The sequence below is a fragment of the Aeribacillus sp. FSL k6-2211 genome (genome assembly GCF_037966125.1).
GTDB lineage: Bacteria > Bacillota > Bacilli > Bacillales > Aeribacillaceae > Aeribacillus > Aeribacillus composti.
The window spans coordinates 1858759-1884985 of record NZ_CP150190.1; the positions used below are offsets into that span (position 1 = coordinate 1858759).

The 26227-nt window shown below is 37.7% G+C and carries 18 protein-coding genes and 1 pseudogene; 17 read left to right on the plus strand and 2 right to left on the minus strand.

Annotated elements, in window-relative coordinates; genetic code table 11:
- Nucleotides 1-5 precede the first annotated feature (5 nt).
- Both NSU19_RS09045 and NSU19_RS09050 read left to right on the plus strand, forming a co-directional pair.
- Nucleotides 6-734 (plus strand): annotated as a pseudogene (locus tag NSU19_RS09045) (pirin family protein).
- 252 nt (nucleotides 735-986) lie between these two features.
- Entirely contained in the window at nucleotides 987-2366 is a 1380-nt protein-coding gene (locus NSU19_RS09050) for a methyl-accepting chemotaxis protein (RefSeq protein WP_339199823.1), read from the plus strand.
- Between the two features lie 601 nt (nucleotides 2367-2967).
- Here the strand turns inward: NSU19_RS09050 and NSU19_RS09055 are convergent.
- Nucleotides 2968-3243: a hypothetical protein gene (locus NSU19_RS09055; protein WP_063389581.1), complete on the minus strand. Its 276-nt coding sequence runs from the start codon at nucleotides 3241-3243 to the stop codon at nucleotides 2968-2970.
- A 137-nt stretch (nucleotides 3244-3380) separates the two neighbouring features.
- Between NSU19_RS09055 and NSU19_RS09060 the strand changes: the two genes are divergently transcribed.
- The gene (locus NSU19_RS09060) at nucleotides 3381-3698 is read left to right on the plus strand and encodes a helix-turn-helix transcriptional regulator (RefSeq protein WP_063389580.1); all 318 of its coding nucleotides are present in this window, start codon (nucleotides 3381-3383) and stop codon (nucleotides 3696-3698) included.
- 654 nt (nucleotides 3699-4352) lie between these two features.
- Entirely contained in the window at nucleotides 4353-5813 is a 1461-nt protein-coding gene (locus NSU19_RS09065; RefSeq protein ID WP_063389579.1) for an aldehyde dehydrogenase family protein, read from the plus strand.
- A 592-nt stretch (nucleotides 5814-6405) separates the two neighbouring features.
- Here the strand turns inward: NSU19_RS09065 and NSU19_RS09070 are convergent.
- The gene (locus tag NSU19_RS09070; RefSeq protein ID WP_339197673.1) at nucleotides 6406-7683 is read right to left on the minus strand and encodes an IS110 family transposase; all 1278 of its coding nucleotides are present in this window, start codon (nucleotides 7681-7683) and stop codon (nucleotides 6406-6408) included.
- Nucleotides 7684-8079: 396 nt separating this feature from the next.
- Between NSU19_RS09070 and NSU19_RS09075 the strand changes: the two genes are divergently transcribed.
- From NSU19_RS09075 to NSU19_RS09135, 13 genes are all read left to right on the plus strand, one after another.
- Nucleotides 8080-8355: a metal-sensing transcriptional repressor gene (locus NSU19_RS09075; RefSeq protein WP_063389602.1), complete on the plus strand. Its 276-nt coding sequence runs from the start codon at nucleotides 8080-8082 to the stop codon at nucleotides 8353-8355.
- A gap of 12 nt (nucleotides 8356-8367) precedes the next feature.
- A complete protein-coding gene (locus tag NSU19_RS09080) occupies nucleotides 8368-10764 on the plus strand; it encodes a heavy metal translocating P-type ATPase (protein ID WP_339199825.1) in 2397 nt (798 codons plus the stop codon).
- 57 nt (nucleotides 10765-10821) lie between these two features.
- Nucleotides 10822-11025, plus strand: a complete 204-nt coding sequence (gene copZ, locus NSU19_RS09085; protein ID WP_066246633.1) for a copper chaperone CopZ — start codon at nucleotides 10822-10824, stop codon at nucleotides 11023-11025.
- A 422-nt stretch (nucleotides 11026-11447) separates the two neighbouring features.
- Complete coding sequence (locus NSU19_RS09090) at nucleotides 11448-12830, plus strand: transposase family protein (protein ID WP_339198302.1); 1383 nt, start codon at nucleotides 11448-11450, stop codon at nucleotides 12828-12830.
- Between the two features lie 330 nt (nucleotides 12831-13160).
- A complete protein-coding gene (locus tag NSU19_RS09095; RefSeq protein WP_021292746.1) occupies nucleotides 13161-14330 on the plus strand; it encodes an ISL3 family transposase in 1170 nt (389 codons plus the stop codon).
- A 418-nt stretch (nucleotides 14331-14748) separates the two neighbouring features.
- Nucleotides 14749-15198 (plus strand): DinB family protein, encoded by a 450-nt coding sequence (locus NSU19_RS09100; protein WP_063389576.1) that lies wholly within the window; start codon nucleotides 14749-14751, stop codon nucleotides 15196-15198.
- Between the two features lie 69 nt (nucleotides 15199-15267).
- A complete protein-coding gene (locus tag NSU19_RS09105; RefSeq protein ID WP_063389575.1) occupies nucleotides 15268-15633 on the plus strand; it encodes a PH domain-containing protein in 366 nt (121 codons plus the stop codon).
- Between the two features lie 444 nt (nucleotides 15634-16077).
- On the plus strand, nucleotides 16078-18663 hold the full coding sequence (locus NSU19_RS09110) for a PAS domain S-box protein (protein ID WP_339199827.1): 2586 nt from the start codon (nucleotides 16078-16080) through the stop codon (nucleotides 18661-18663).
- 738 nt (nucleotides 18664-19401) lie between these two features.
- The gene (locus NSU19_RS09115) at nucleotides 19402-20130 is read left to right on the plus strand and encodes an EAL domain-containing protein (RefSeq protein ID WP_066246638.1); all 729 of its coding nucleotides are present in this window, start codon (nucleotides 19402-19404) and stop codon (nucleotides 20128-20130) included.
- Nucleotides 20131-20190: 60 nt separating this feature from the next.
- Nucleotides 20191-22230, plus strand: a complete 2040-nt coding sequence (locus tag NSU19_RS09120; RefSeq protein ID WP_339199829.1) for a FapA family protein — start codon at nucleotides 20191-20193, stop codon at nucleotides 22228-22230.
- 98 nt (nucleotides 22231-22328) lie between these two features.
- Nucleotides 22329-22646, plus strand: coding sequence for an STAS domain-containing protein (locus tag NSU19_RS09125; protein ID WP_063389572.1), 318 nt, complete (start codon nucleotides 22329-22331; stop codon nucleotides 22644-22646).
- Nucleotides 22647-23244: 598 nt separating this feature from the next.
- Complete coding sequence (locus NSU19_RS09130) at nucleotides 23245-23976, plus strand: LytTR family DNA-binding domain-containing protein (RefSeq protein WP_063389570.1); 732 nt, start codon at nucleotides 23245-23247, stop codon at nucleotides 23974-23976.
- 135 nt (nucleotides 23977-24111) lie between these two features.
- Complete coding sequence (locus NSU19_RS09135; RefSeq protein WP_339199831.1) at nucleotides 24112-26211, plus strand: HD domain-containing phosphohydrolase; 2100 nt, start codon at nucleotides 24112-24114, stop codon at nucleotides 26209-26211.
- The last annotated feature ends 16 nt before the right edge of the window (nucleotides 26212-26227 follow it).

A 26227-nucleotide genomic window follows, 5' to 3' on the forward strand; every position in this document is an offset into this window, starting at 1 on the left:
ATCCGATGGGTTTGTGTTAGAACCTGGCTTGCGGAGGATATTTTTCAGCAAGGGACGTTTGACCTTCATCCCCATCGGGGAATCGAAACTGTCACATATGTAATTGACGGGATTTTAGAGCATTTTGATAACAAAAATGGATATGGCAAGCAAAGCCGGGGATGTTCAATGGATGACTGCTGGAAGAGGAGTAATCCATCAAGAAGATCCTGCACCTGGATCTACCGTTCACAGTCTGCAGCTGTGGGTTAATTTGCCGAGTTCAAAAAAACTGACCGCTCCCCGCTATCAAAATTTGAAAAGTGCTGACATGCCAGTTAGAAAAGAAAAAGGAGCGTTGATTCGGATTTTTTCTGGATCGTCAAAAGGTATTCAAGCGCCGACTAAAAAATTACGTTCCAGTCACGATGGTGGAAATGATTCTGGAACCTGATGCGTTCGTTCATCAAGATCTTCCGGGAAGCTATAATGGTTTTCTTTATATATTGGAAGGAAAAGGCTTGTTTGGTGCGTCCAAAACAAAAGGGGAAAAAGGGCAAGTGCTGTTTTTAACAAAGGGTGCTGAGGGAGAGGAAAGCTTCATAACCGTCACAACGACAGACAAACTCCGGCTGCTTCTATATGCGGGAGAACCTCTCCATGAACCTGTCACAGCTTACGGTCCGTTTGTTATGAACACGAAAGAAGAAATACGGCAAGCAATCGTCGACTATCAAACAGGAAAGTTTGAATGAAAGAGAATAACAGCTTGATAAACTCTCCGCCTTTTATGCACGGAAGGAGAGTTTTTTTTGTAAATAAAAATTATTTCTCGGGAAAGCGCAAAATTCAACAATGATAAAGAAAAAACGAGAAAAAAGGTAGCATCTGTCGAATGGTTGTATATTGAAATGTTTTGTGTCAGATTATGTGACATAAATTATGTTTCGTTCTTGTTCGGCTTGTTACAATAAAGAGTAAATTAGTGGAGACAGTAGGTGATAAATATGCTGTTTTTAAAAAAATGGAATCGAGCAGCGGATCATGAAGAAGATAGACAAAAAAAACAGATGGAGGATTCGTTTGCGGCACAGGTGGAAGTTGCTGCGGATCAATTAAAAGGCGTCATTGAGCAAATGAAATTAACCGCTGTTTCCCTTGATGAACGATCTTCCTCGAGTAAAAAAAGCACGTTTCAGCTATTAGAGCATATTGAGCAGACCGCGCAAGACACAAATAACGTTTCAGAAAAGATGCGTAAAATTGAAGAGGCAGCTGTGAAAATCACAGCATCTTCCCAAGAGATACATTCCTCAAGTATATTATTTTATGAACAGCTCGTAAAATCGAAAACGCAGCTGCAAAAAATACAAGAAGAAACGGAACAGCTGCGGCAAAATCATTTGAAAATTCTTGATCAAATGGATCGGCTCGTTTCTTTTTCCAAACAAATGGATCACATTCTTTCTTCGATTGGAGCGATTTCCCAAAAAACAAAAATACTTGCATTAAATGCAAATATCGAATCGGCAAGAGCCGGAATACATGGGAAAAGCTTCTCGGTCGTTGCAAATGAAATTGGAAATTTGGCAAATCAAACGCATGATGCGGTTGAAGAAACACATCAAATTCTTTCTTCGATTCAATCAGAAATTGAGTTTTCGACCAAAATGGTAAAATCGGAAAACGATCAGATGAAAAAGAATGTGGCTGAATTACTATCTTTAATTGATGTTATCCATTCCTTTCAAACATCGTTGGGCAAAATCACATCAATGGTATCGGATTCGAAAGACGCTGTCGAATTGCAGTGTGATCATGTACAGGAAATTACTACGGTGCTCAAGCAAATATCAGATATGGCTCATGAAAATAAAATATATGCACTGAGAGTTTCAGAAGATATGGATAAGCAGCACCAGCATATTGAAGAGATGATTGCCATCAGCGAGACATTGGATCAAACCTCTAAAGAGCTGCAAACGTTAGTCAAAAGGGATCAGCTTCAACAAATTACAGAAATAGATTTGGCAAAAATCAACGAAATGAAAGAAAAAGTGATGAATCTTTTATCACAATTTCCATTGTATGAACTAGATGCGGATGTTCATAAAAAAGCATTGGATCAATTTTTTGAGGAGAACGAGCATATCGAAGCTATTTGGTCGAATCGACTGGACGGTACATTCGTTTATTCCAACCCTCCTGCAGGCTTAATAAATGCAAAAGCCCGTCCTTGGTTTATCGAAGCTAGTAAAAATAAAATCTTTATATCAAGCATCTATACATCTGCTGTTACAAAAAAACCGTGCATCACCATTTCCTTCCCCATTCATAAGAACGGAGACATCGTCGGGGTTATCGGTGTCGATTTAATAGTAAAATAAGCAGATGGTTTCAATCCTTTTTGAAACGATATAATTTTCGCCCTTTTATTTAAAAATGCGGTTTCACAACCGCGTTTTTCTTTTCTCTCAAACAAGAAAATTAAAAAAAAAGAGAATGAATACTCAAAAAATTTTCAGAAAGATTAGCCTGTTTTTCTGCTCGATCCATCCGCTTCTCTTTAACTCCGCAACACAATGCTTAAAGCATTTTTTTAATGATGGATAAGAACATGTCTTTTTCCTCGCTTCCATTACGAGCCGCAAAATTTCCCCTTCGCTAAAGCCGTTTCTCTTGTTTATATGGAGCAAATAAAAACAAGTCAATAAAATCCAGACACACACTTCAGACAAATTTCCTTTGGCAAATTCTTTAAAAACGAATTCCGGGACTTGAAAATACCTATTTTTTACATTTTTATGTAGATGCTGTTCAATAATTGATTCATGATGGTCTTTTTTATACTCATTATTAAATATGTAGAGAGGCAGTGAAAAATATTTACGATGTTCATAGAAAGAAGGATTTAATTCATTTGTCAACATCTTGACCCCCAAAAACCCTTTTGATCAGCATGAACGGGAAATATTTTCGTAGAATTGTTTATTTTTGGCCGGTGCCCGCTTTTGTTTCTTCCAGTTTGATAAGAAAGGAAATGACATCTGCAAGTGCTTGCCTATAAACTAGCAAATTTTGAGTATCCATCAAACAATAGATGGTTCCTTTTAAATCATCGCAATCGTTTTTGGCTATGCCCAGCTTTTTAAGCTTTTCTTCAAGCTCGTTGTATAGAGCTTTGAGCTCACGGTTTTGTCGATTTAACAAAGCTTGCTCAATTCGATTATAAGCGAATTCATTGAAAGCTTGCTCAAAGTTCATCTATGCTCACCCAACCCTTTGAAGATAAAAATGAATAAAAAATATTCATTTTTATAGTAATACAAAACGAATTGAAAGTAAAATAGGAAAACGTTAAACTATATTATAGATGAAGTAGCAAAGAAGGAATGTAACAGATGGAAATCAATAAAAAAATCGGAGAACAAATAAGAGAAGTGCGAAAAAAGTATAATATATCGATGGTTCAACTGGCCGAGGATTTGGAAATTTCTCAGCCAAGGCTTTCTAGAATCGAAAATGGTGAACAAGAAATTCCTATTAGCCTCATTCAAAAATTTTGCCAAAGATTTAATATACCGATGGGAAGCTTTTTTAAAATGATCGATAACGAGGACATATCTCTTGTTGATGATCAAGTAGAACATATTCTTTCTACTTTAAATGATGAGCAAAAGAAAGCATTGTATGTTTTTTTATCTTCTTTTCAAAAATAACCCTCCATCCCTTGATCCCTTCATGAATTCGTGACGAAAGGCAGACCGAAAATAAACGAACAAATGTTCCTTTTTATTTTACCATGTTTTGATAGTTTTTGGAAGCGGTGAGAATTCTCTTTATTATTTTATTTTTATGGAGAGTTGAATCACCGCTTTTTAGATCCAGGCAAGTAACTGCCGTATTATATGCACAGTAAAAATGGAACATGCTGATGCATCGGCTTAAAATATTTTGCTAGAATGTAAGAAGCCAAAAAGTATGTTTGAACAAAACTATATACAGTTGATCTACTTTTCAAAAGCACAATCAAATGGAACTTCTGAACCATTTCAATAAAAATGACTCGAAAATCATTTAAACATTGTCGAAATATAGCGAGAAATATTTGGGATTTGAGTTGGAATGGAAGTCGGCAGCGAAACATATTTATCTATAAAACGGAGCATAGCTGCTATGTTGATGCAGCTTCCTGAAAATCTTACAGTTCTCAATGAAAGGTTTTTTAGAAGCTTGCCAATTTCATGGCGGACCAAGCAAATTGATACAATGACAGCAGGACGAAAAATATGAAATGATGTTTAATGATTGACAGCCGCTCCATAAACTAATAAAATTGGATTGAAAATTCGGAATTTTTAGGAGGGGACCAAATGGAGAAATTTGAGAACTACAATAAAAGCTATATTAACGGACAATGGGTTGAAGGAAAAAGCGAAAGCATATTTGAAGATGTTAATCCTTACGATAATTCCCTCATCACAAAAGTGCGTTTAGCAACGAGAGAACAAGTGCAAGAAGCATTTGAAATCGCTCAACAGGCACAAAAAAAATGGGCGAAATCGTCTGTTGAAGAAAGAAAGGAAGTTATTCGAAAAGCAGCAGAATATTTAAAGTCTCATCAGGATGAAATTGTAAGCGTTATCACTCGTGAGACAGGCGGAACTGTTTTAAAGGCGAATGTAGAATTGCACTTGACGCTGGAGGTTCTCGAAGAAGCCTTGAACTATGCAGGAGCCATACATGAAGTCAGGGAAGTCCCAAGTGCAATTGAAGGGAAAGTGAACAAAATTTACCGTCTTCCGCTCGGAGTGATTTCATCAATATCACCGTTCAATTTCCCGATGAATTTATCGATGAGAACAATCGCTCCTGCGATTGCATTAGGAAACAGCGTTGTCCATAAACCGGATATACAGGTAGGTCTTGTTGGAGGCTCGATCATTGCGAAAGCATTTGAATATGCCGGACTTCCAAAAGGAGTCTTCAACATGATTTTAACCGATATTCCTGAAATCGGTGATGAAATGTTGACAAATCCGATTCCGCGCTTAATTAGTTTTACCGGCTCCACCGCCGTTGGCAGACATATCGGTGAAATTGCTGGCCGCAATTTGAAACGGGTTGCGCTGGAGCTTGGAGGCAACAGTCCGTTTGTCGTGCTGTCGGATGCCGACGTAGACCAGGCAGTGAACGCCGCTGTTTTCGGCAAGTTTATCCACCAAGGACAAATTTGTATGATCGTCAATCGCTTTATCGTTCATAAAGATCATTACGATGAATTTGTGGAAAAATTTGTTTCCAGAGCAAAATCTCTTCCTTATGGGAACCCTTCCGATCCCAATACGGTCATTGGACCATTAATCAATGAAACGCAGCTGAAAAAAGCTTTAAGCTACATTGAAGAAGCTAAGAAGGAAGGCGCAACACTTGTCTTAGAAGGGAAAAGAGAAGGAAACGTCCTCACTCCATTTGTCTTTACGAATGTCAAAAATTCAAGCAAGCTCGCGCAAACAGAAGTTTTTGCGCCCATCGCGACAATCATTAAGGCTGAATCAGATGAAGAAGCGATTGAAATGGCAAATGACACCGAATATGGTTTAAGTTCTTCTATTTTCACCAGCGATTTGAATAGAGGGGAACAGCTTGCGTTGTCCATTGATTCAGGCATGACCCATATCAATGACCAAACAGTCAATGATGCTCCAAATATTCCATTCGGCGGAAACAAAGGAAGCGGTTTAGGACGTTTCGGAAATCCATGGGTTGTCGACGAATTTACCGTGACAAAATGGGTTTCAGTTCAAGAAAAAGAGCGTCAATTTCCGTTTTAATGATGACAGGGGCTGTCCAGAAAGTCAAAATCCACTGAAAACGAAACATCATCATAAGCATTGATATATCAGTGTTTCTAAAACATTAAAGGGGCGTCTATAAGCCGGAAAATCGACTTATTAGACAGCCCCGATTTATTGTAAGAGGAATTTTGGACGAGGAAATACCTTTTGGGGAATAAGCGATAGTTCTAGAGAAAAATATAAAAATACATCCTCCCTCTATAAATGTTGATATATCAACGGTTGTAGCCGTTTCAGGGGTGTCAAAAAAATATTTTTCGACAAAGTTCCTAACATTATTTCTTAAATATGTGTATATCTTACATTGACTGGGTACGCTTCGCGGCCACTACTGGTTAAATTTGGTTGTAGTGGGGGAAGCGTATGGGATGCACCGTGGATCTCTGCATCGCTGATGATGACGAACCCTCCCATGTCTCTTGGCATCCTTGCGCCTACATTCCTTCGTTCGGTCTAGTCATCAGGCAGAGGCCGGCTAAGCTCCTTTAGGGACTCAAGGTCGAATGGATGATATCGCGCCAGCTTCTCCGTGTCATCCTTGTTGTCTAGAGAATCGAGACTATAGGCATCAAGCAGCCGTTTCGAGGCCAAAGATGTCCTGCATCATTCGCTTCGCATCGAACGCTTGGTGCTTCGTACATACAGCGTGCAATACCTTCAATAATTTTCCGCATAACACCACAATCGATTGCTTCTTCCGCAACGGATTATCAGGACGTGTCGTGTAATAGTCGTGCAGCTGCCGAAACGCTTCGTTGTGGCGGATCATCGGCATCATCACGCGGAAGAGGAGGGCGCGCAACCGCCTTCTTCCACGCTTGGAGATCCGTTTTTGCCCTTTGTGTTGGCCGGAGGAGTTTTCCCGTAAGGTCAGTCCCGCAAGTTTCAATAATTGGCGCGGATCCTGATAGTGGGAAAAACTCCCGATTTCCGATAACAGTTCCACGATCGTCGCATCCCCTAAGCCCGGAACAGTTTTGAGCCATTCGTATTCCACGGATGTTTGCACAAGTTCTGTCAGTTGCTCATTCAGTGCCTCGATTTCTTTCTCCAATTGGCGGTACCGGCGGACAAGTGTGGCGATTTCGATACGGGCCATCTGTTGTCCTTCCGTTACGCCAATGGAGTGTTGGGCCAGTTCCATCAGCTTCTTCGCTTTCGGCTTTTGTGGCGATTGTAATCCCTCACTTTGCTGGTAAAGGGCCAGCACCTCTTCCAGCTCTTTTCCTGCCAGATCACTCGGAAATGGCGTATATTCCAGCACCGCGAGCGCCATTTTCCCAAATGACGGGAAGACTTGGGAAAACTCCGGAAAATATCGATCAAGCCAGCGAATCATTTGATTTCGAATCGCTCCCCGTTCTTCCACCAATTTGGAGCGAAATGTCGCTCCAACGCGCAGTTCGGCCTCCATCCCTTTCAGAATGCGCGGATAGCTGAATCGGCCGTCTTTCACTAACCGGGCAATGACGAGCGCGTCTTTCGCATCATGCTTGGTTGGAAGGTTATCGTCCAGCTCTTTGGAGCGCTTCACGTGCATCGGGTTTGTCATGACGAGAGGAATGCCCTTCTCGTCAAGAAAGTAAGCGAGATTGAGCCAATAATGTCCCGTTGGCTCGATGCCAACGATCACCTCGGTTTTTCCAAATTCCTTCATGGCTTCCACGATGCACTGGTACAACCATTCCAATCCTTCTCTCGATTGCAGAACGGGAAACGGCTTTTTTAACACCCTTCCTCGCTCATCCACAAAGCAGGCATAATGTTTTTTCTTTGCGATATCCATCCCAACAACCAGCGTTTGATCGGTGACTTGATTAATCTTCTTGTTTGAGATAGAATTCATGTATAGTCCTCCTTGGTATCCAAATTAGGGGTCAATTCGTGCGATTGACACCCCCGAATCATACCAAGAGGGCTTTTTTTATTCAAGTCCCCGAAAAAACTTCTAACAGGAATGCTCTTTATAAACGAAAACAATTTCATGAAGGCACCTCTCATGCTATCTGATTTTTTATTAAAACGAATCTTACCAATTTTTGAATTTTATTGTCCACTCTTAAGTATGCGGTCAGCTTTTGCAGAAAATTGTGTTTCACGACTTGATAGAGTTGAATCTTTGTAAAAAAACTAGAAAGATGAATCATTTGCTTTTTATACCTGTAACGGGTATAATGTATACAAACGAAAGAGGGGAGGGGTGTCAGTGACAGAAAATGAAAAACATGATCACGAGAAAATAATGGTTCCTAGAACTTCTGATGAAATAGACAAGCTTTTAAAGAGGCTGAAACGGATTGAAGGGCAGGTTCGTGGGGTACAAAAAATGATTGAGGACAATCGTTATTGCATTGATATTTTAGTCCAAATTTCAGCCATTCAAGCTGCGCTGCAAAAAGTAGGTTTCAACCTGTTGGAGCGGCATGCCAGCCATTGTGTTGCGAAAGCGATCAAAGAAGGAAGCGGTGATGAGTCGATTCGCGAGCTGATGGATGTGATCAAACAGTTTTCTAAATAAGAGGTGGAACAAATGAGCGAACAGAAGCTTGTCACATTAAACATTACCGGCATGACATGTGCTGCATGTTCCGCGCGCATTGAGAAAGTGCTGAATAAAATGGACGGGGTAGAGGCAACTGTCAATTTAGCGATGGAAAAAGCAACTATTCATTATAACCCTTCGAAACAAAATCTTTTAGACATCCAGCGGAAAATTGAACAGTTAGGTTACGGCGTCGAATCGGAAAAAGTAACATTGGATATTGAAGGCATGACGTGTGCCGCATGCAGCGCACGTATTGAAAAAGGGCTGAAAAGAACGGAAGGCGTTGTAAATGCGACTGTCAATTTAGCGACAAACAGCGCTGTTGTGGAATATAGGGAAGGCGTTGTTTCGGTTGAAGATCTTTTAGAGAAAATAAAAAAGCTTGGTTATAAAGGACAAGTTCGGGACGAGACTACCCATCAATCGGATCGAAAAAAAGAACAATTGCATCATAAAAGAAGAAAGCTTATTGTTTCTATTTTATTATCGCTTCCTTTATTGTATACAATGATCGCCCATTTACCGTTTGAAACGGGGCTTGCGGTGCCGGATCTGTTTATGAATCCGTGGTTTCAGCTGTTGCTGGCAACACCTGTTCAATTTTATATCGGCGGCTCATTTTACACAGGAGCTTACCGGGCTTTAAGAAACAAAAGCGCAAACATGGACGTGCTCGTGGCGCTCGGCACATCAGCAGCCTACTTTTATAGTTTGTACGAAGCGATCAAATCAATCGGCCGTTCCGATCATATGCCGCATCTATATTTTGAAACGAGCGCAATCTTGATCACCCTAGTGCTCGTTGGAAAATATTTTGAAGCGATTGCAAAAGGTAGAACGACAGAAGCTATTTCCAAGCTATTAAGCCTGCAAGCGAAGGACGCGCTGGTCATCCGCGACGGGAAGGAAGAATGGATCCCGCTGGAGCAAGTAAAAGTAGGGGATGAGATAATCGTAAAGCCCGGAGAAAAAATTCCAGTCGATGGAACGGTCATTTCTGGAATGTCTTCTGTCGATGAATCGATGATCACAGGTGAATCTATCCCGGTTGAGAAAAAAGTAGGGGATGCAGTAATTGGCTCCACAATCAATACAAACGGCCTTTTAACAATACGGGCAGAAAAGATTGGGAAGGATACCGCTCTTGCCAACATCATTAAAATTGTTGAAGAAGCGCAAGGATCGAAAGCGCCGATACAGCGAATGGCCGATGTCATATCCGGTATATTCGTTCCTATTGTTGTAGGCGTTGCGATCGTGATGTTTGCTGTTTGGTATTTGTTCATAACGCCATATGATATGGCAAGAGCGTTAGAAGTAGCGATTTCTATTCTTGTCATCGCCTGTCCTTGTGCACTCGGATTGGCGACGCCGACATCCATCATGGTCGGATCAGGAAAAGGGGCAGAAAACGGGATTTTATTTAAAGGGGGAGAGCATCTAGAAGAAACACATAAAATCAATGCGGTCCTCCTTGACAAAACGGGAACGGTAACAAAAGGAAAACCGGAAGTGACCGATTGTATTGAATTAAAAACAGGCATGCTTTATTATGCCGCTTCTGCTGAGAGCGCTTCTGAACATCCGCTTGCCCAAGCAATTGTGGAATTCGGTAAAGCACGTTCCATCAACATACAAAAGCCGGAGCATTTTAAAGCCGTGACTGGACATGGCATCGAAGCCAAAGTAGATGGAAAACATATACTTGTTGGCACAAGAAAGCTGATGAAAGAACGGTCGATTGCAACTTCAGCCCATGAGGAGAAAATGGTGAAGCTTGAATCAGAAGGAAAAACAGCTATGCTAGTTGCAATTGATGGGGAGCTTTCCGGCATCATCGCTGTCGCTGATACTATTAAAGAAAGCTCAAAAAAAGCCATTCAAACATTGAAGGAAATGGGAATCAACATATTTATGGCAACGGGAGACAATAAAAGAACAGCGGAAACAGTAGCGAAGGAAGCGGGGATCGGGCAAGTATATGCTGAAGTGCTTCCGGAGGAAAAAGCGAAAATCGTGGAGGATCTACAAAAGCAAGGATATCGTGTAGCGATGGTTGGAGACGGAATGAATGACGCACCCGCTCTAGCAGTTGCCGACATCGGCATGGCGATCGGAACCGGGACAGATGTCGCCATCGAAACGGCTGACGTCACCTTGGTCGGAGGCGATTTAACACACATTCCAAAAGCGATTTCCTTGAGCCAAAAAACGATGAAAAACATTCGGCAAAACTTATTTTGGGCTCTTTTCTACAATTCAATCGGCATACCAGTTGCCGCCCTTGGCCTCTTGGAGCCTTGGATCGCCGGAGCAGCGATGGCACTCAGTTCAGTTTCCGTTGTCACAAACGCGCTGCGTTTAAAACGAATAAAATTGTAAAGTATTTGCAACGATTTAATCTGAATATCTTAAAATCATACTAAGGAGGAAATGAAAATGAATCTTACATTTCAAGTAGAAGGAATGTCTTGCAATCACTGCAAAATGGCTGTTACAAACGCTCTAAAAGAGCTGGACGGAGTCGAAAAGGTCGAAGTATCACTTGAAAAAGGGACTGTTGAGGTAGAATATGACGACAAAAAAGTAACAGTTGAAAAAATGAAAAACGCCATTGAAGATCAAGGCTACGATGTCAAGTAACCATCCTCTCCTAAAAGGGGATGGTTTTCCTTTTGCTAGTTCTATATGAAGAGCTTCAATGCCTCAAAAGGTTGAAAAGAAGAGTCAGGCTATTACAACCTCTTTCCTTCTATAGATATAAATATTAACTATTTGTCGTTTGATGTCACCCCTTTCCTTCTTCTATTATTAAATACTAACTGATAGCAAGTAAACTATTGATTGCTTGATCTGTCCAGCAAGCATATGATCTATCCGACTTTTAAAGTTTGCGAAATGATTGAACGAATCAATGAGAAAATCGGCTGTCAAGCAGGTAAATTGAATATGTAATTTTGCAGGCTCTTCACCACACAGCCCTGAAGAGTAAAAATTCTTCGAGATAATTCCACCCAAACTTTGCCAAATATGTGATAATAAGGGTATGTAAAAAACCTAATATATTGGCATTTGGGGGGGATTTTTTTATGGTAACGAGGAAGGAAAAGCGTGAAAAGGAAAAAGAGGTAAATTATTTATTCGAGTTGCTAAAAACACAAAATCACTTTTTTAAAAATTTAAACAAATTGCTCAAAACTATTGATGATCCAAGGCACCAAAGCTATATTACCTATGACACGGAAGTCCTTTTGATGATGGTTATTTTGAAAAATGCATGCAACTTAAAAAGTATGCGCGAAATGACAAACGAATTTAATAAGGAAGAGTGCATTAAAAATTTGGGGAAATTGTTGGGGAATGAAGATTTGGAAGAACTGCCCCATTATGACACAATCAATGATTTTTTGGCACGAGTGAACCCGGCAGAACTTGAAAGGATCCGAATCGATATGATCAAGAAATTATTCAAAAAGAGGTGTTTTGAATCCTATCGTATCAATGGGAAATACTGGGGTATTGCCATAGATGGGACCGGTATTTTTACTTTTGACAAAAAACATTGTGAACACTGCCTGAAACGGGAGCGCAAATACATAGACAAGGAAACGGGTGAAGAAAAAATAAAGACCATCTACATGCATCATGTCTTGGAAGCCAAGTTAATTGTGGGAAATATGGTACTAAGTGTGGCCTCCGAGTTTATTGAAAATGAATCAGAGGACGTGGAAAAGCAAGATTGTGAGTTGAATGCTTTTTATCGACTGACTGCTAGACTGAAAGACACCTTTAAAAAACTGCCTATCTGTCTGATTGCCGATAGTCTTTATGCCTGCGAAAATGTATTTAAACAATGCAAGGCGAATAATTGGAACTACTTATTCCGTTTTAAGGAAGATCGTATTAAAAGCATCACCGATGAGTTTCAAGCGTTAAAAAATATGGAAGAGGAGGAAGGCAAGAAAGCCAATGTGGTAAAGATACGTGAAAGCGAACAGCGAGGGGAAATCACCTGGGTGAACGATATTGATTACAGAGGCTTTGGGGTGAATGTTTTCGAATGCGAATTAGAAGATGAAAAAAGAAAACAAAAATTTACCTTTATCACAGATATAAAAATCACAAAAAACAATGCAAAGAAACTGATGAACGCTGGCAGAAGCCGCTGGAGAATAGAGAATGAGGGGTTTAACAGACAAAAAAACCTGCGCTACCACATTGAACACGCAAGCAGCCAAGATTACAATGCCATGAAAAATCACTACCTATTAACCCAAATTACAGAGATTATCATGGTGTTACATGAGCATGGGTCAAAAATATTGAGAAGCATGAAGAAAACGATAAAAGAAATATCCTCGCGATTGTTAGAAGCCTTCCGTGGGCAAACACTAACAGACGAGGATATCGCACAACTGGGAAAACCTATGCAAATTAGGTTTACCTAGCGAATTAATTGTACCAAAGGATGTGATGTTTGGCAAAGAAAAAAAGTTATCCACAACAAACAAAAATAAGTTATCCACATTTTTTAAAAAAATAAGCAAAATTGGTTCTTTTTGACCCTTTTTGTAAATAAATTTAACTGGAAAATTTTACCAACTGTGGATAAGTCGTAATTGCATAATACTACCGAAAATTGATAAATTTACTCCTCATAGCTGTTCACCACAAAATGTACTTGACAATCAGGTTGTTTTCTGATCAAGGGTACAAAAAATGCGAAATTTCCTGTATGGTAAAGGTGACCAAACCATCAACCATGGAGGAAATTTCGCATGCAATCTCAGTTTATCAAAGATTTGATCACTTTACCAGGCTTTCTTATTCATGGAGAACGAAAAGAGGGAGAACGATGGATTTTTGAACTTTCCCTCCCTCCTCATTGTCCGATCTGCCCGACTTGCTTCGGACGGACAACCAAAATATCATCGAAACGAAAACAATGGATTCATGGCTATACAAATACGGTCGGTTTATTTTGGATTGAACTTCCCATAGAAAGACGGCGTTGCCAAGCCTGTTTTCTGACGTTCACCGTTTCTTATCCGGGACTTCCGTCTCACAGTATCGCGACGGAATCGTTTCAACATTGGGTCGCCCAGTTATGCATCGGAAAAACGATTCAAGAAGTCGCTCGCTTGTTACAACTCGCCTATACGACAGTAGAACGCTGGTTTTATCAATATGCCCCGGCTCTTTTACCAACATCGAATCCTACAGTAGTATGTGTGGATGAATTCGCTTTCCGAAAGGGACATGATTACGGAGTAGCGGTGATGGACACACAGACTCGGAATGTCCTTTCCATTGCTTCTGGAAAAAATGAAGAAGCCATTGTGGAGGCGCTTCAACCCGTCGCCTCCAAAGTGAAGTATGTTGTCAGCGACTTGGCTCCTGCCATGAGAAAAGCCATTGAAAAGGTATGTCCAAAAGCCATCCATGTTCTTGACCACTTCCATGTGATTCAGTTATTCACCGATGCACTGGAACGTTGTCGCAAATACCTTGCCAAAGGCGGAACCAAACATGGAAGCGTTCGCCGCGTGTGCCGATTGTTAAGCCAACGTCCAGAAAAATTAACAGAAGAAGAGAGACAGGAAGTTCGACAATGGTGCCAAGAAAGTGCTTATTTACGTGATGTCTATCAAGCACTTCAACATTTCCGTTACGTATCCAAAAGCCAAACAAGAAAGCAAGCCGAAACTCGTTTGACCCAATGGTTTGACCGGTACCTTTTTAGCGACTGTGCCGCCGTACGCAGTATTGCCAAGGCACTCATCACCCGAAGAGACGCAGTGCTTTCTTGCATCGTTTTTTCTTACTCAAATGGTCCAATGGAAGGAATCAACAACAAAATAAAATTGATCAAAAGGCGAGGATATGGGTATCGAAATATCCAGCGTTTTACTTTGCGTGTCCGTCTAGAGACCTCTATCACATTTTAACGTAAAAATCAAGTACATCTTTTGGTGATGAACCATTTTGCATAATATTTTACAGAAGTTGGATTAATAATAGAGAGCTTAATTATGCTCGCAGACTGAAAAAATGTTTAAATTTTTAAGCGAACTCATGTTATAATTGTTTCAACACTTGTCATTTTGCGAGGCAGAATGCAAAACTCTGAACAATCTTTGGAGTTTCTTTCCTAAAAAGTTTTAAAAGGTTGGATATCTCCCAATTTGATAAAACAGTCAAAAACAGGAATTCATAATCAGCTTGCTAACAATAAATTATTAGAATATTCAGAAAATATACCGTGTATTTGACGAACTTTTATACGATAAAACCTAATCATTGTCAGTTAACTCAAAGGAACAGCATTTGCTGCATACATAGTAAAGTAAAGAAGGAGGATTTTTATTGGAAACGATTCAAAAGATGTTTGAGCACTTGCATTGGGCGAACGAGCGTATATTAGACACTTTGCAAAAGATTGAAGGGGAAAATAATGGGGCGCTGCGCTTGTTTTCGCATATTCTTTTAACTGAAAAACTATGGTTTACAAGATTACAAGGATTGGACAGCTCACACATTGCGATTTGGGAGGATGTACATATAGATGCCTGTGCAGAACTTGCAAAACAAAATGAACAGAGCATTACATCGTTTTTGAAAAATTTGACGAATCGTGATTTAGACAACATTGTCACTTACAAAAACAGTAAAGGAATCGAGTTTCAAAATACATTAAGGGAAATTTTAACTCATGTCGCTTTGCACGGACATTACCATCGAGGACAGATCAACTTGAGACTGCGATCTGAACGGCATGAACCAGTGAACGTTGATTTTATCACATTTGTAAGATAAGCTCCAAGACAGTTTGCCAAAATTATGTTTATTGTTCATAAATGAAGCAAATTGGGGAGGAAAATAGGTATGGCAAATGTAGGTTCTATTATGACTTGGACGTTTTATGAAGAGACAGATGTTCCAAAAGAAGTGGAGGAAATTTTAATTGAAGGGGAAACTGCGGAAGCTGCGTATAAAACGGTTCGAGATGTTGCGGTCGTGACGAACAAAAGAATAATCATTGCCGATCGTCAAGGAATTACAGGTAAAAAAGTGGAAATCTACACCATTCCATTTAAATCGATTGTCATGTATTCTTCTGAAAATGGAGGAAAGATTGATCTTAATGCAGAACTCGAACTATGGACTAGGGCAGGGAAATTCAAATTATTATTAAATAAAAAAGTGAATATTCGGAAGCTTGATCGAATCATTGCAAGTCATATTCTGTAGTTGTACTCTTTAAATCAAAAGAATTTTTATATTTTACAAAAATAAATAAATATAACATTTACAATGCTGCACTAAGAGATTTTTGAATCAATAGGTGCAATAAAATGCAAAGATTGTTAAGAACATTTAAAATTGCTTCTATGAAATTTTTCATATAGAATGATTGTTTGAGAGCAATAGCACCTATAAAATTTCTTAAATCTCGGTGCTTTTTTTGTTTTTTCAATACTAGGATGACGCTTTAAATTCCGCTTTTTAATAAAAGTATCCCGCTTATCTGCAAAGTTCTTTGGCATATTACTCCACCGTCTTCAAAAAACAGTTTTAATATTTTACTAAAAAAACTGTTCCGTTCTGTTCAAAATGGTTCCACAGAGTAAAAATAATTGTCTAACCTTCTTTATTTGTTTATGATGTAAGCAAATAAGATAAGGTGTGTGAAACATGGAAGCTTTGTTTAATTGGGAGTTAGTGATTTCATCTGTCGTCATGGCAATCATTGCTTCTTTTTTTTCTGTTCACATGATTCAGAACATACAGGTGTCTACTGAAAAGGATAAGTGGTTATACATAATGTTAGGAACGATATGGGTAGGGTTAGGAATTTGGTCGATGCAATTTATTGACATGCTCGGTGATGATTTATATTTGATTGCAACGTATTACACCGTCTATACGTTATTATCTTTTTTGCTAGGGATCATTGCATCATTCGCTGCTTTTTCCATGAAAGATAAACAAAAAAATGTTTCTAATGCAGCGGCGATTTCGATTGTAGTGGGTTTAAGTATTTTTGTAATATATTATATTGGTATAAAATCATTGAAAGGGAATGAATATGACGGATTTTATTCCGTTCTTTCTAACTTAATCGCTTTTGTTTTAGCGGGAGCAGTGATTGCCTTTTTCCATCACAATAAGCGATCTCAAAAGCTTCAAATGAAAGCGATCATAATACCTTCAATTGTTTTGGGATTGGGTATTTTCATTTTTCAATACACGGTAATGAATGAAATAAAAAAAGCTGGATTATTCATATATGAGCAGATTTATTCGGTTTCTACATTGCTGGCAAATCAACTTCTCCTTTCAATCATCATGATTTTTATGATTTTTGCATTTGTTCAAAAAGAAAAAAACAAGCTAGAAAGAAAGTTTGAAACAACAAATCTATATTACGAGTCATTGATTTCGTATAATCCGTATATCGTTTTCATCATTAATATCGACGGAATGATTACGAATATAAATCCTAAAGGATTAGAAATCTTAAAAGCAAAAAAAGAACAAATGATTCATCAATCGATTTTTTCGTTTTTGCCTCAAGACGATGCCGAAAGGGTAAAACAGAAAATGAATCGTTTGTTGGAGCATAACGAAAATGAAATGGAAGTTTCGTTTAAAAATAGTAAAGGTGAATGGATTCCTTTACTTTTAACGTTCGTCCCTATGATCGTTGAAGGAAAAAATGAAGGTTTTTTCGTCATCGCCAAAGATATGAAAGAATTAAAACAATATCAAAAACGACTTCGAAAAATGCAGAAAGATTTAATGAATACATTAGAACGCCAGCAAGGAATGACATTTAAGTTCGTCAAAATAAACGATCAGTTTATCCATACGTTATGTGCAGGGGAATTGCTCTATAAACTTGGCTATTCTCCCCATGAGATTATTGGAAAGGATTTGCGGGATTTTTTGCCGAAAGAAGTCGCTGAAGGGCAGCTTCGAGCTTATCAGAAAGCCTGGAATGGCGAGATTGTCCATTTTGAGGGAAAGCTGAACGGATATGATTACTTGGCTGTGTTAAGTCCGGTTATAGAAAATGGAAAAGTTGTTGAAGTCATCGGTTCTTGTGTAGACATAACCGTCAGAAAAGAGCAGGAAATGAAATTAAATGAGTCGAATGCACTAAGACGGACGATTATTGACAATCTGCCAATCGGAATTGTTGTGATTGATCATGAAATGAAGATTATCGCCTTAAATAAGACGATATTGAAAATTTTTCAAATCAATGAGCCAATAAAACAGCTGATTGGGAAAAACATCACAAATTATTTTCCAGCCGTTGGCCGAAAGGTTGAAGAGAACACAGGGGAAGTATCAAAGATTTTCACGCCCTATAAGCATTTCTCTGATGAAGTGAACACCAAAAATGGTAAAATCTTGAAAAGAAGTTATTTTCCCTTTTATATGGACGGGAAACTGAAAGGCCATTTATGGACGTTTGAAGACATAACAGAACAAAAGAAGATGGAAAACAGCATTATTCAGGCGAAAGAAGAAGCCGTCAAAGCCAATATGGCGAAATCGGAATTTTTATCGAAAATGAGTCATGAATTAAGAACGCCGTTAAATGGAATCCTTGGTTTTTCTCATTTGTTGGAACTAGATAAATCGCTAACGGAGCAGCAGCAAGCATTTGTGGAAGAAATTTTAAAAGGAGGCCGCCATTTATTAAATTTGATTAATGAAATTTTAGATCTTTCCAGAATTGAAACAGGAAAAATAAAAATTTCAAATGACGAAGTACAAATTGATTCGGTCATATGTGAATGTATAGCATTGATGAAGCCTGCGGCAAACAAAAAAAGGATCAAAATCATCAAAAGCATTGATCAGTGTGTGGATCAAATGATCCACATTGACTCGTTAAGATTAAAACAAGTCATTTTAAATTTGTTAGATAACGCGATTAAATATAATGTTGAAGGTGGACAGATCCATATAACCTGTAAATGTCAAAACGGATTTCTAGTTATTCACATAATTGATACCGGAATCGGGATATGCGAAGAAGAATTGAAAAAAATATATGAACCTTTTTATCGTATTCAACATGTGCAAGTTGAAGGAACCGGTCTCGGACTTTCACTTGTAAAACAACTGATAGAGCTGATGAACGGGGAATTTGGGGTTGTTAGCAAAATAGGAGAAGGAAGTGACTTTTGGATTAAACTGCCTATGTTGAATCGAGAAACGAATCAGGCTGTTAAGAAAGATCTAGAACACAGGCAGCACCATTAATATATATATAAACTGTTTTCTATGTTTACGGAAAATGCCGCATGAGTTATGGGAAAAATGTTATTTTGTTCAAATAGGTTAAAAGAGTTCCGTTTAATGTTGGAATTTAATGACTGACCGTTCAGTTGCCTTGTTACAATGTGTTTTGCAATATTCAATATGCAAAAGTAAAAGGTTTGATGAAAATCAAAGCTTTTTTCATTCCAGTGATAATGAAAACCTTTTCTTAAGCAAAAGATACCATCTTGTGGAAATACAGGAAATGAGAATTATAAAAAACTTTATTAGACGAACACGTCAAACTTGCCGGCAATGTCGATAAAAGCAGAAGAATTTCATACTTGAACAGGAGGCTTGCTAATCATAGCAGCTTCTTTTTTTTCATAAATACAATTTCCTAGTTACAAAATCATGAATACAAGACAATGACGATTCTGAAGCTTTTCCTTCTGGATTCAAACTTCTGCTAAAAAAAATGAAATAATTTTAGTATGATTATTTAGTCATAGGTCTTTTTTGCTATTATTTTTAGTCAAAAAGAACTATTAAGGCAATATTTGTAAGTTTGAATAAAAAAGTCGTAAAATGTCGGATTTTTGACATATTCTGTCCTCTATCATTTTTCTTAAGTCAAAATACGTTCCTCTCATGCTGGAGGCTGGTTAGACAATAAGTTGGAATACAGTTACATTGAACATAGAACAAAAATATCATAAAACATGGCAAGGGAGGGAAAAGATGAGAAACAGTGCAGCCAATAAAATGGAATCAGTTTATCAACCGATTTGGGATTTAAATAATTGGAATGTATTTGGATATGAGGCATTTTTAACCTTTCCAGATGGCCAAATGGACATAGAAAAAATATATGAACTGGCACGGGGAAAAGGATGTCTTTATGAACTGAACATAAAGGCGATATTAAATGCGATTACGTGTTTTCCGATTGAACGTTTGGATGATTCATTAATATTCGTCAATCTTTTCCCTTCCACACTCATTCATCATCAATTCGAAAAATTTGTCGAGCGGTTATTGAAACAATATCCTCAAATACAAGAAAAAGTTGTATTTCAAATAAATCATACACCAAGTGAAAAGCATATATGGGACTTGCCAGATTTAAAAGATAAAATAAACATGTTAAAGAAAAACGGTTTTGATGTAGCATTATATGGCGTTGGAAATGGAACGGCTGTTTTACAACAAATTGTTGATTTTTCAGCAAGCTATATTAAACTTGATCGGCATTTTACTAAAGAATTATATCGTTCTAAAGAAAAACAGCACATTGTCTCGCTTTTAGTGCAATATGCAAAACAACAAATCACTATTATCTTGGAAGGAATCGAAAAGGAGATGGACTTAGCTAAGGCAAAATTGTTAAAAGTTCCTGTTGGCCAAGGAAATTTATTAGGAAAACCAGAAAAATCAGCCGTCCACACCATTGAAGATATTTTTCGATAAGCACTCCGACAGATGAATGAACATGTTTCTCCTGAATTTTATATGGAGAGGTAGATGCAAATGAATCAGTCAGTTTTAGCGAAAGGAAAAAACATACAGGAAGCGATCGAACTAGGTTTGAGTATTTTAGGGACTGATAAGGAGAAAGTTTCGATTGAAATCATCGAAAAAGGCGGCAAAGGATTTTGGAAAATTGGTTCTAAACAGGCGATCGTCAGACTAACAAAGCTGGATGATCAGGAAACATCTTCTAAGCAAAGCTCTATAAAACAGGATCCCTTAGAACAGATCATTGATTCGTTAGAAATCGAATCATTTGCAAGTTCTGAACCAATAAAAGAAAATTCATTAGAAGGTAAAGTGTGGATAAAAGATGGAAAATTATATTGCCAGCCAGCTTCAAATAAATACCCGACCGTTACTGTTGGAAAAGGAATAAAGTTGTATAAAAATGGTCAACTCATTACCGGAACAACCATCGTAACAGAAATGGATGAGTATAAAATTCAAACGGATGAAGTTGTAACGGAAGGTAAATGGGATATTACGATCGACTCTGACAAGCTGCATGTTTTTTTACAAATAGAACCAGGGTATCGAAAAACGTATAAAGTGAAAGATATCGAACCTAGTGAGCATATTGTATTAGAAGGAGAAGAAATTGTTGAAACGATTCCAGCAGTTGATTACAATCAAATTTTAAAAAAACTAGAAGAGCTGCGAGTTATTCATGGATTTAACCATAACGAGATTATTAAAGCAATTCATACGGACCGGCCAGGAAAATTTACAATTGCATCTGGCATGAAACCGAAAGAAGGGGAAAATGGAAAAATCGAGCTTCTCGTTGATTTAAATAAAGGAGCAAAAGTGAAAGAAAAAGAAGACGGAACCGTCGATTTTCGTGAAAAACAGGAGTTCCCTTCAGTTGAAAAAGGACAGGTCATTGCTATTGTACATCCTCCTGTCCCTGGAATACCTGGAATTACGGTTACGAACGAACCTTTACCACCTAAACCGACATATCCGCTTACGATTCAGCCGGGAAAGGGAATCGCTCTTATCGAGCAAGGTAAAAAAATTTTAGCTACAGAAACGGGCCGTCCTTTGATTGAACAAAAGGGATTAATCGTCAGAATATCTATATTGCCAAAACTTGTACATTCTCATGATGTGAATTTATTATCAGGAAACATTCGTTTTAAAGGTGATCTAGACATTCTTGGAAATGTGGAAGAGGGAATGGTTGTAGAGGCGGATGGAAACATTTTGATTCAAAAAAATGTATATGGAGCTACAATTTCATCGAAACATTCCATTGCCGTTCATGGAAGCTTCATTAAAAGCACAATCTCAGCGGGAAAACAAAATATTTATTCATCTGAGCTCATTCGATTATTAACAAGCATTCAGGAACAAATGGATCAATTGATCAAATCCATTTATCAAGTCATTAAGCTCCCTGCATATAAAATGTCAGACTATTCATCAAAAGGATTACAGCCGTTAATAAAAATTTTGCTTGAAAAAAAGTTCAATAATTTGCTTACCCTTGTGAAGCAATATATTGCGACCTGCAATAATGGGAGTCATATTTTAGAATTGGAATGGCTAACAATTAGCGAACAGTTAAGACTATGTTTTCTTTCACCTGCTGTAAATGAATACCATACGATCGAAAAAATCAATCAGCTCATGCAAAAAATAACTGAACTGTTAGAGCGGCAAAAAAATGAACAGGATGATCACTGTTTTGTCAAACTAAAGTATGCTCAAAATAGCACCATTTATTCTCGAGGGGACATTTTTATAACTGGACAAGGCTGTTTTAACAGCAAAGTGTATGCTGGTGGAACGATCGCCATAAAAAATGTCCTCAGAGGTGGGGAAATATTTTCCGAAAAAGAGGTCATGGTGAGAGAGAGCGGTTCAGAAAGCGGGGTTATGACAAAAATCAGCGTGCCAAGCAATGGGAAAATTATCATTGATCATGCCAATGAAGGGACAATCATCGAAATAGGAAAAATAAAGCATGTGTTTCATGAAGGGAAAAGAAACATAATAGCGAAATTGGATAAAAATGGAAATCTTGTATTTTAGCGACATAAAAACAATTGACGTTTGAAAAGGACGTACCGTTTATTAAAAGATTTTTCAGCAAAACGAACAGGCATGATTTAGAAAGGAAGAATTTTTGTATGTTTTCTTATAGCCTCGATCAATTGAACGAAAAAGCATACGTCCGGTTTGTCGGAGATTTAGATATTGAAGTCGCGGAATTAATGGAAACAGAAATTATTCCGGCTCTGCAAACCTATACAAATATTGAGTTTGATTTTCAAGAAGTTCCTTTCGTTGATTCCACCGGGATTGGACTGTTATTAAATTTAATCGAGACAGTCAAAAAGAATGGGTTGGATGTTCAAGTGAAAATAAAAAACGTTCAACCTTTAGTGAAAGATGTATTTGATATGCTCCAATTAGATAAAATTTTAGGAGAAAATGTATTTGTATAGGTATTACGATAATGAAGTGGGATGAGAGCTATTTTAGAAGCAGAAAACATCATGTAGACGATGCAGTATTGGTAGAAATCAGCAGCCGATTTCTACCTTTTGGTATGTAAAAAAATACTAATATTGGCATTTTATGTATTTTACAGATTGTTGAAGACTGAGTTGTGAGCCCGGGGAAAAATCAAATTTTTTCTATAATGTTTCTGTTAAAATAATTTTTATTTCAAATTGGCATCCAGGCGGTTTTATATCGGGAAAAGATTTGAATTGCAGAACGATCCTTGCAAGAAATCGACGCATTTCAACTTTTTCGCAGCTTGCAAGCATCTTTTCGGCGACAAAATTTGATTATAATGAAAAACTTATTTTATGAAAATATTTATGTGAAATTCATAAAGCAAAACGGCTTTTCAGCATTTTATGTACTTGGATAAACATCGAAGACGCTGTCTGCATCATGGAGACATCCAACAAGGAAAGATGCCGGTTTCATCCGCAATTCATGCTTTCCTTTTGAAAAGGAACATCATCATCCATGCAGAATACACAATAAACTCAAAAAGACGGCACGCAAACTAGAGCAACGAGGTGGAGATTTATGGAGAAATACAAACTGATTATTGCAGATGATGATCACCCTTCAAGACTGATTTTATCCCATTTTATTCAATTGTTCCCCCAATATGAAATCGTCTGTGAGGCAGCTGACGGAGAAGAATTAATTCAACGATTTATGAAGAAAATTCCTGATATTGTTTTAGTTGATGTCGATATGCCGAAAATTAACGGAATGGAAGCTATGAAAATATGTAAAGAAATACATCCGTCCTTGCAAGTCATCTTTACAACTGGGTATGATGAATTTGCTGTTGAGGCATTTAATCTGTCTGCTACAGATTATATCGTAAAGCCAATTGAACGGACTCGATTATTTACGGCGCTTGAAAAGGCGAAAAAAGCGATTGAAATAGAGAAAAAATTATTAAACAAGCATCCATTTAAAGAGATTAAAAAGCTTTCGATTAAATCGAATCAAACCTTTCATTACATCTCATCGGACGACATCCTTTTTATTGAGAAGAACGGAAGAAAAACGGTGTTTCATACTGCAGAACATCAACACGAAACAAACGAATCCCTGCAAGAAATAGAAGGGAAATTGCCTTGTAATTTCTATAAAACTCATCGTTCCTATATTGTTAATTTGAAAAAGATCATAAAAATTGAACCACAAGGCGAAACGTATGCCGCCCATTTTTCTGGAAGCGATAAAGTTGCCTACATTTCGAAATTGAAAATACAAGAGGTGCACGGATTGTTAAGGGCATGATATTTGCGAGGGAGAAGTTCTAAAATGGATTTTTTCTTTTTTATATTGAAAAAGCTTTAAAAATTATTCGGGGATTTTTCATTCAATTCGTAAAATATGTCTGACCCGAGTTTTTAAAAGAAAGGTGTATCATACATGCCGATCTTGTTGAAAGAGAAAGGGTTCATGCTTATTGTCATCGGCTTTGGCCTGCCCATTATTCTAATACAATTATGGAGTTTAGAGAAAACACATATACCATTTGCCATTTTAATAGCGATTCTTGCAGGGATATTAGAAATATTTCCTATCGAACTCCGCAATGGTAAGAAGCTTTCTTGTTCAAGCATTTTTAACATTGTGGTTCTTGTTCAAATGGGAATTCCGGAAGCTGTGATTGTTGTTCTCATCGCTTCTTTATTCTTATTATACAATAGCAAATTAAGCTTTATTTCTTGGTTATTTCAGGCTAGTCAATGTGCGGTTGCTGTTTTTTTGTCAGGATTTGTATTTGAGTATTTTTTTGGCAAACTCGGCGTTTTTACATATATAACCTCCGTTTTCGCATTTGCATGCACAACGTTTATATATTTTTTCATCTTTTTTACCATTACAGTGATCTATAAGAGTCTCGTTTTCTCTCAAAATTTTTCGGATGTTTTGAAAACAGAGATGAATGATACATTGTTAGCATTTGCTGTGACATTTATTTTAGGATTTCGGCTTGCTGCTATTGATTACGATCAACAGCCTTTTCCATTTTGGTTTGAAACGATCTTTGCTGTCGCTGTTTTTTTATTCGCTCGATCCATTGCTCAAGTACTAGTTCGTCATAGAAAAAACCATTTGGCCACCTTAGAAAATATTACACAGTATATGGAACAAAAAGTTCATTTGCCGAAGGGGCATTCTAAAAGGGTAGGAGATTTAGCACGCCGCATCGCAGAAGAGTTAAAGTTAAGCCCCAAACATGTTGATGCTGTTCATTACGCTGCCTTGTTGCATGATATTGGAAAAATACAAATGGAGCATGAAATTTTTCAGAAGCACGGGGCTCTTACGCTTGAAGAAGAAAAGCTTTATAAACAACATTCCGAGTTAGGGGCAAAGATGGTTTCAGCAATAATGGGAATCGAAAAAGCTGCCCAGTATGTCCGTTTTCATCACGAACAATGGGATGGAAACGGCTATCCGGATGGAAAAAAAGGAGAAGAAATTCCATTGGGAGCCCGCATTATTGCTGCGGCAAATGAGTATGACAAATTGATGCATTCTTCTGGAATTATCAATCAAAAGAAAGCTTTTCAAAATTTAAAGAATACAAAACTTGATCCAAAATTAGTAGAAATTGTTTTAAAAATAGCTGATTTCAAAAAGGCAGGCAAAGATCATCATCCGGGATTGATTCAGGCTCAAAATCAGCAGCACTTTCACGATATAAAATATAAAGGCTCGAAGCTTCTGAAAGATTTTGCTGTTGTACAAGCTGTATTTTATCAAAATGGCAGCTTCTATCATATAAATGGCGAAAAAGTTCAGATTCCTTGTGAACAACAAATCAAAAGCCTGATTACGAATCATCCTATTCAAAATGGATATGCACATGAATTTATTGAAGATGTTCCAAGTCGGAAAATGTATAACGTTCATTGGATCTGTTTGGAAAAGAAAATATTATGTCTATTGTTTGATGTAAGTCATTTACGAGAATATGAGAGAAAACAAGAATTGAGGATACGTACAATTTACCGTGATTGTTTATACGCCGTCACACAAGGAAAATTGACTCTGATTGAACGGGAAGAATTAAAAAGCTTTAATCAAGGTGAGAAAATTGCAGAATTTCCTGTTTCTGAAAAAAATGATGTTGCGGCATGTAGAACATTTATTGACCAGTTGTTAAAAGATCGGCATATTTCAGAAAAGAAAAGATATAATGTGCTCTTATCTATTTCTGAAGCTGTAACAAATGTATTAAAGCATGCGGTTGAAGGAAAAATGAAGGTTTATTTGAACCATGATTGGTTAAAAGTGATTGTAGAAGATAAAGGAAATGGCATCAAATTAAGCGAACTGCCGAAATCAATATTGTTAGAAGGTTATTCCAGCAAACGGTCATTTGGGCACGGTTTCAGCATTATGTTAAAAATGATGGATAAAATTTCAATATATACAAGTACAGAAGGAACGACGATTATTTTAGAAGTAGATTTAAAGGATCGACTCATAGAGAGAAGAAAAAACATTCCATTATGATAAAGATCATTTTGCA

What these genes read in the sequence shown, in the direction of transcription:
- NSU19_RS09130 (WP_063389570.1), top strand. Translation starts at nt 23,245, where the DNA reads ATGGAGAAATACAAACTGATTATTGCAGATGATGATCACCCTTCAAGA.
- NSU19_RS09120 (WP_339199829.1), top strand. Translation starts at nt 20,191, where the DNA reads ATGAATCAGTCAGTTTTAGCGAAAGGAAAAAACATACAGGAAGCGATC.
- NSU19_RS09095 (WP_021292746.1), top strand. Translation starts at nt 13,161, where the DNA reads ATGCAATCTCAGTTTATCAAAGATTTGATCACTTTACCAGGCTTTCTT.
- NSU19_RS09070 (WP_339197673.1), bottom strand. Translation starts at nt 7,683, where the DNA reads ATGAATTCTATCTCAAACAAGAAGATTAATCAAGTCACCGATCAAACG.
- NSU19_RS09065 (WP_063389579.1), top strand. Translation starts at nt 4,353, where the DNA reads ATGGAGAAATTTGAGAACTACAATAAAAGCTATATTAACGGACAATGG.
- NSU19_RS09075 (WP_063389602.1), top strand. Translation starts at nt 8,080, where the DNA reads ATGGTTCCTAGAACTTCTGATGAAATAGACAAGCTTTTAAAGAGGCTG.
- NSU19_RS09135 (WP_339199831.1), top strand. Translation starts at nt 24,112, where the DNA reads ATGCCGATCTTGTTGAAAGAGAAAGGGTTCATGCTTATTGTCATCGGC.
- NSU19_RS09050 (WP_339199823.1), top strand. Translation starts at nt 987, where the DNA reads ATGCTGTTTTTAAAAAAATGGAATCGAGCAGCGGATCATGAAGAAGAT.
- NSU19_RS09115 (WP_066246638.1), top strand. Translation starts at nt 19,402, where the DNA reads ATGAGAAACAGTGCAGCCAATAAAATGGAATCAGTTTATCAACCGATT.
- NSU19_RS09125 (WP_063389572.1), top strand. Translation starts at nt 22,329, where the DNA reads ATGTTTTCTTATAGCCTCGATCAATTGAACGAAAAAGCATACGTCCGG.
- NSU19_RS09055 (WP_063389581.1), bottom strand. Translation starts at nt 3,243, where the DNA reads ATGAACTTTGAGCAAGCTTTCAATGAATTCGCTTATAATCGAATTGAG.
- NSU19_RS09060 (WP_063389580.1), top strand. Translation starts at nt 3,381, where the DNA reads ATGGAAATCAATAAAAAAATCGGAGAACAAATAAGAGAAGTGCGAAAA.
- NSU19_RS09105 (WP_063389575.1), top strand. Translation starts at nt 15,268, where the DNA reads ATGGCAAATGTAGGTTCTATTATGACTTGGACGTTTTATGAAGAGACA.
- NSU19_RS09110 (WP_339199827.1), top strand. Translation starts at nt 16,078, where the DNA reads ATGGAAGCTTTGTTTAATTGGGAGTTAGTGATTTCATCTGTCGTCATG.
- copZ (WP_066246633.1), top strand. Translation starts at nt 10,822, where the DNA reads ATGAATCTTACATTTCAAGTAGAAGGAATGTCTTGCAATCACTGCAAA.
- NSU19_RS09080 (WP_339199825.1), top strand. Translation starts at nt 8,368, where the DNA reads ATGAGCGAACAGAAGCTTGTCACATTAAACATTACCGGCATGACATGT.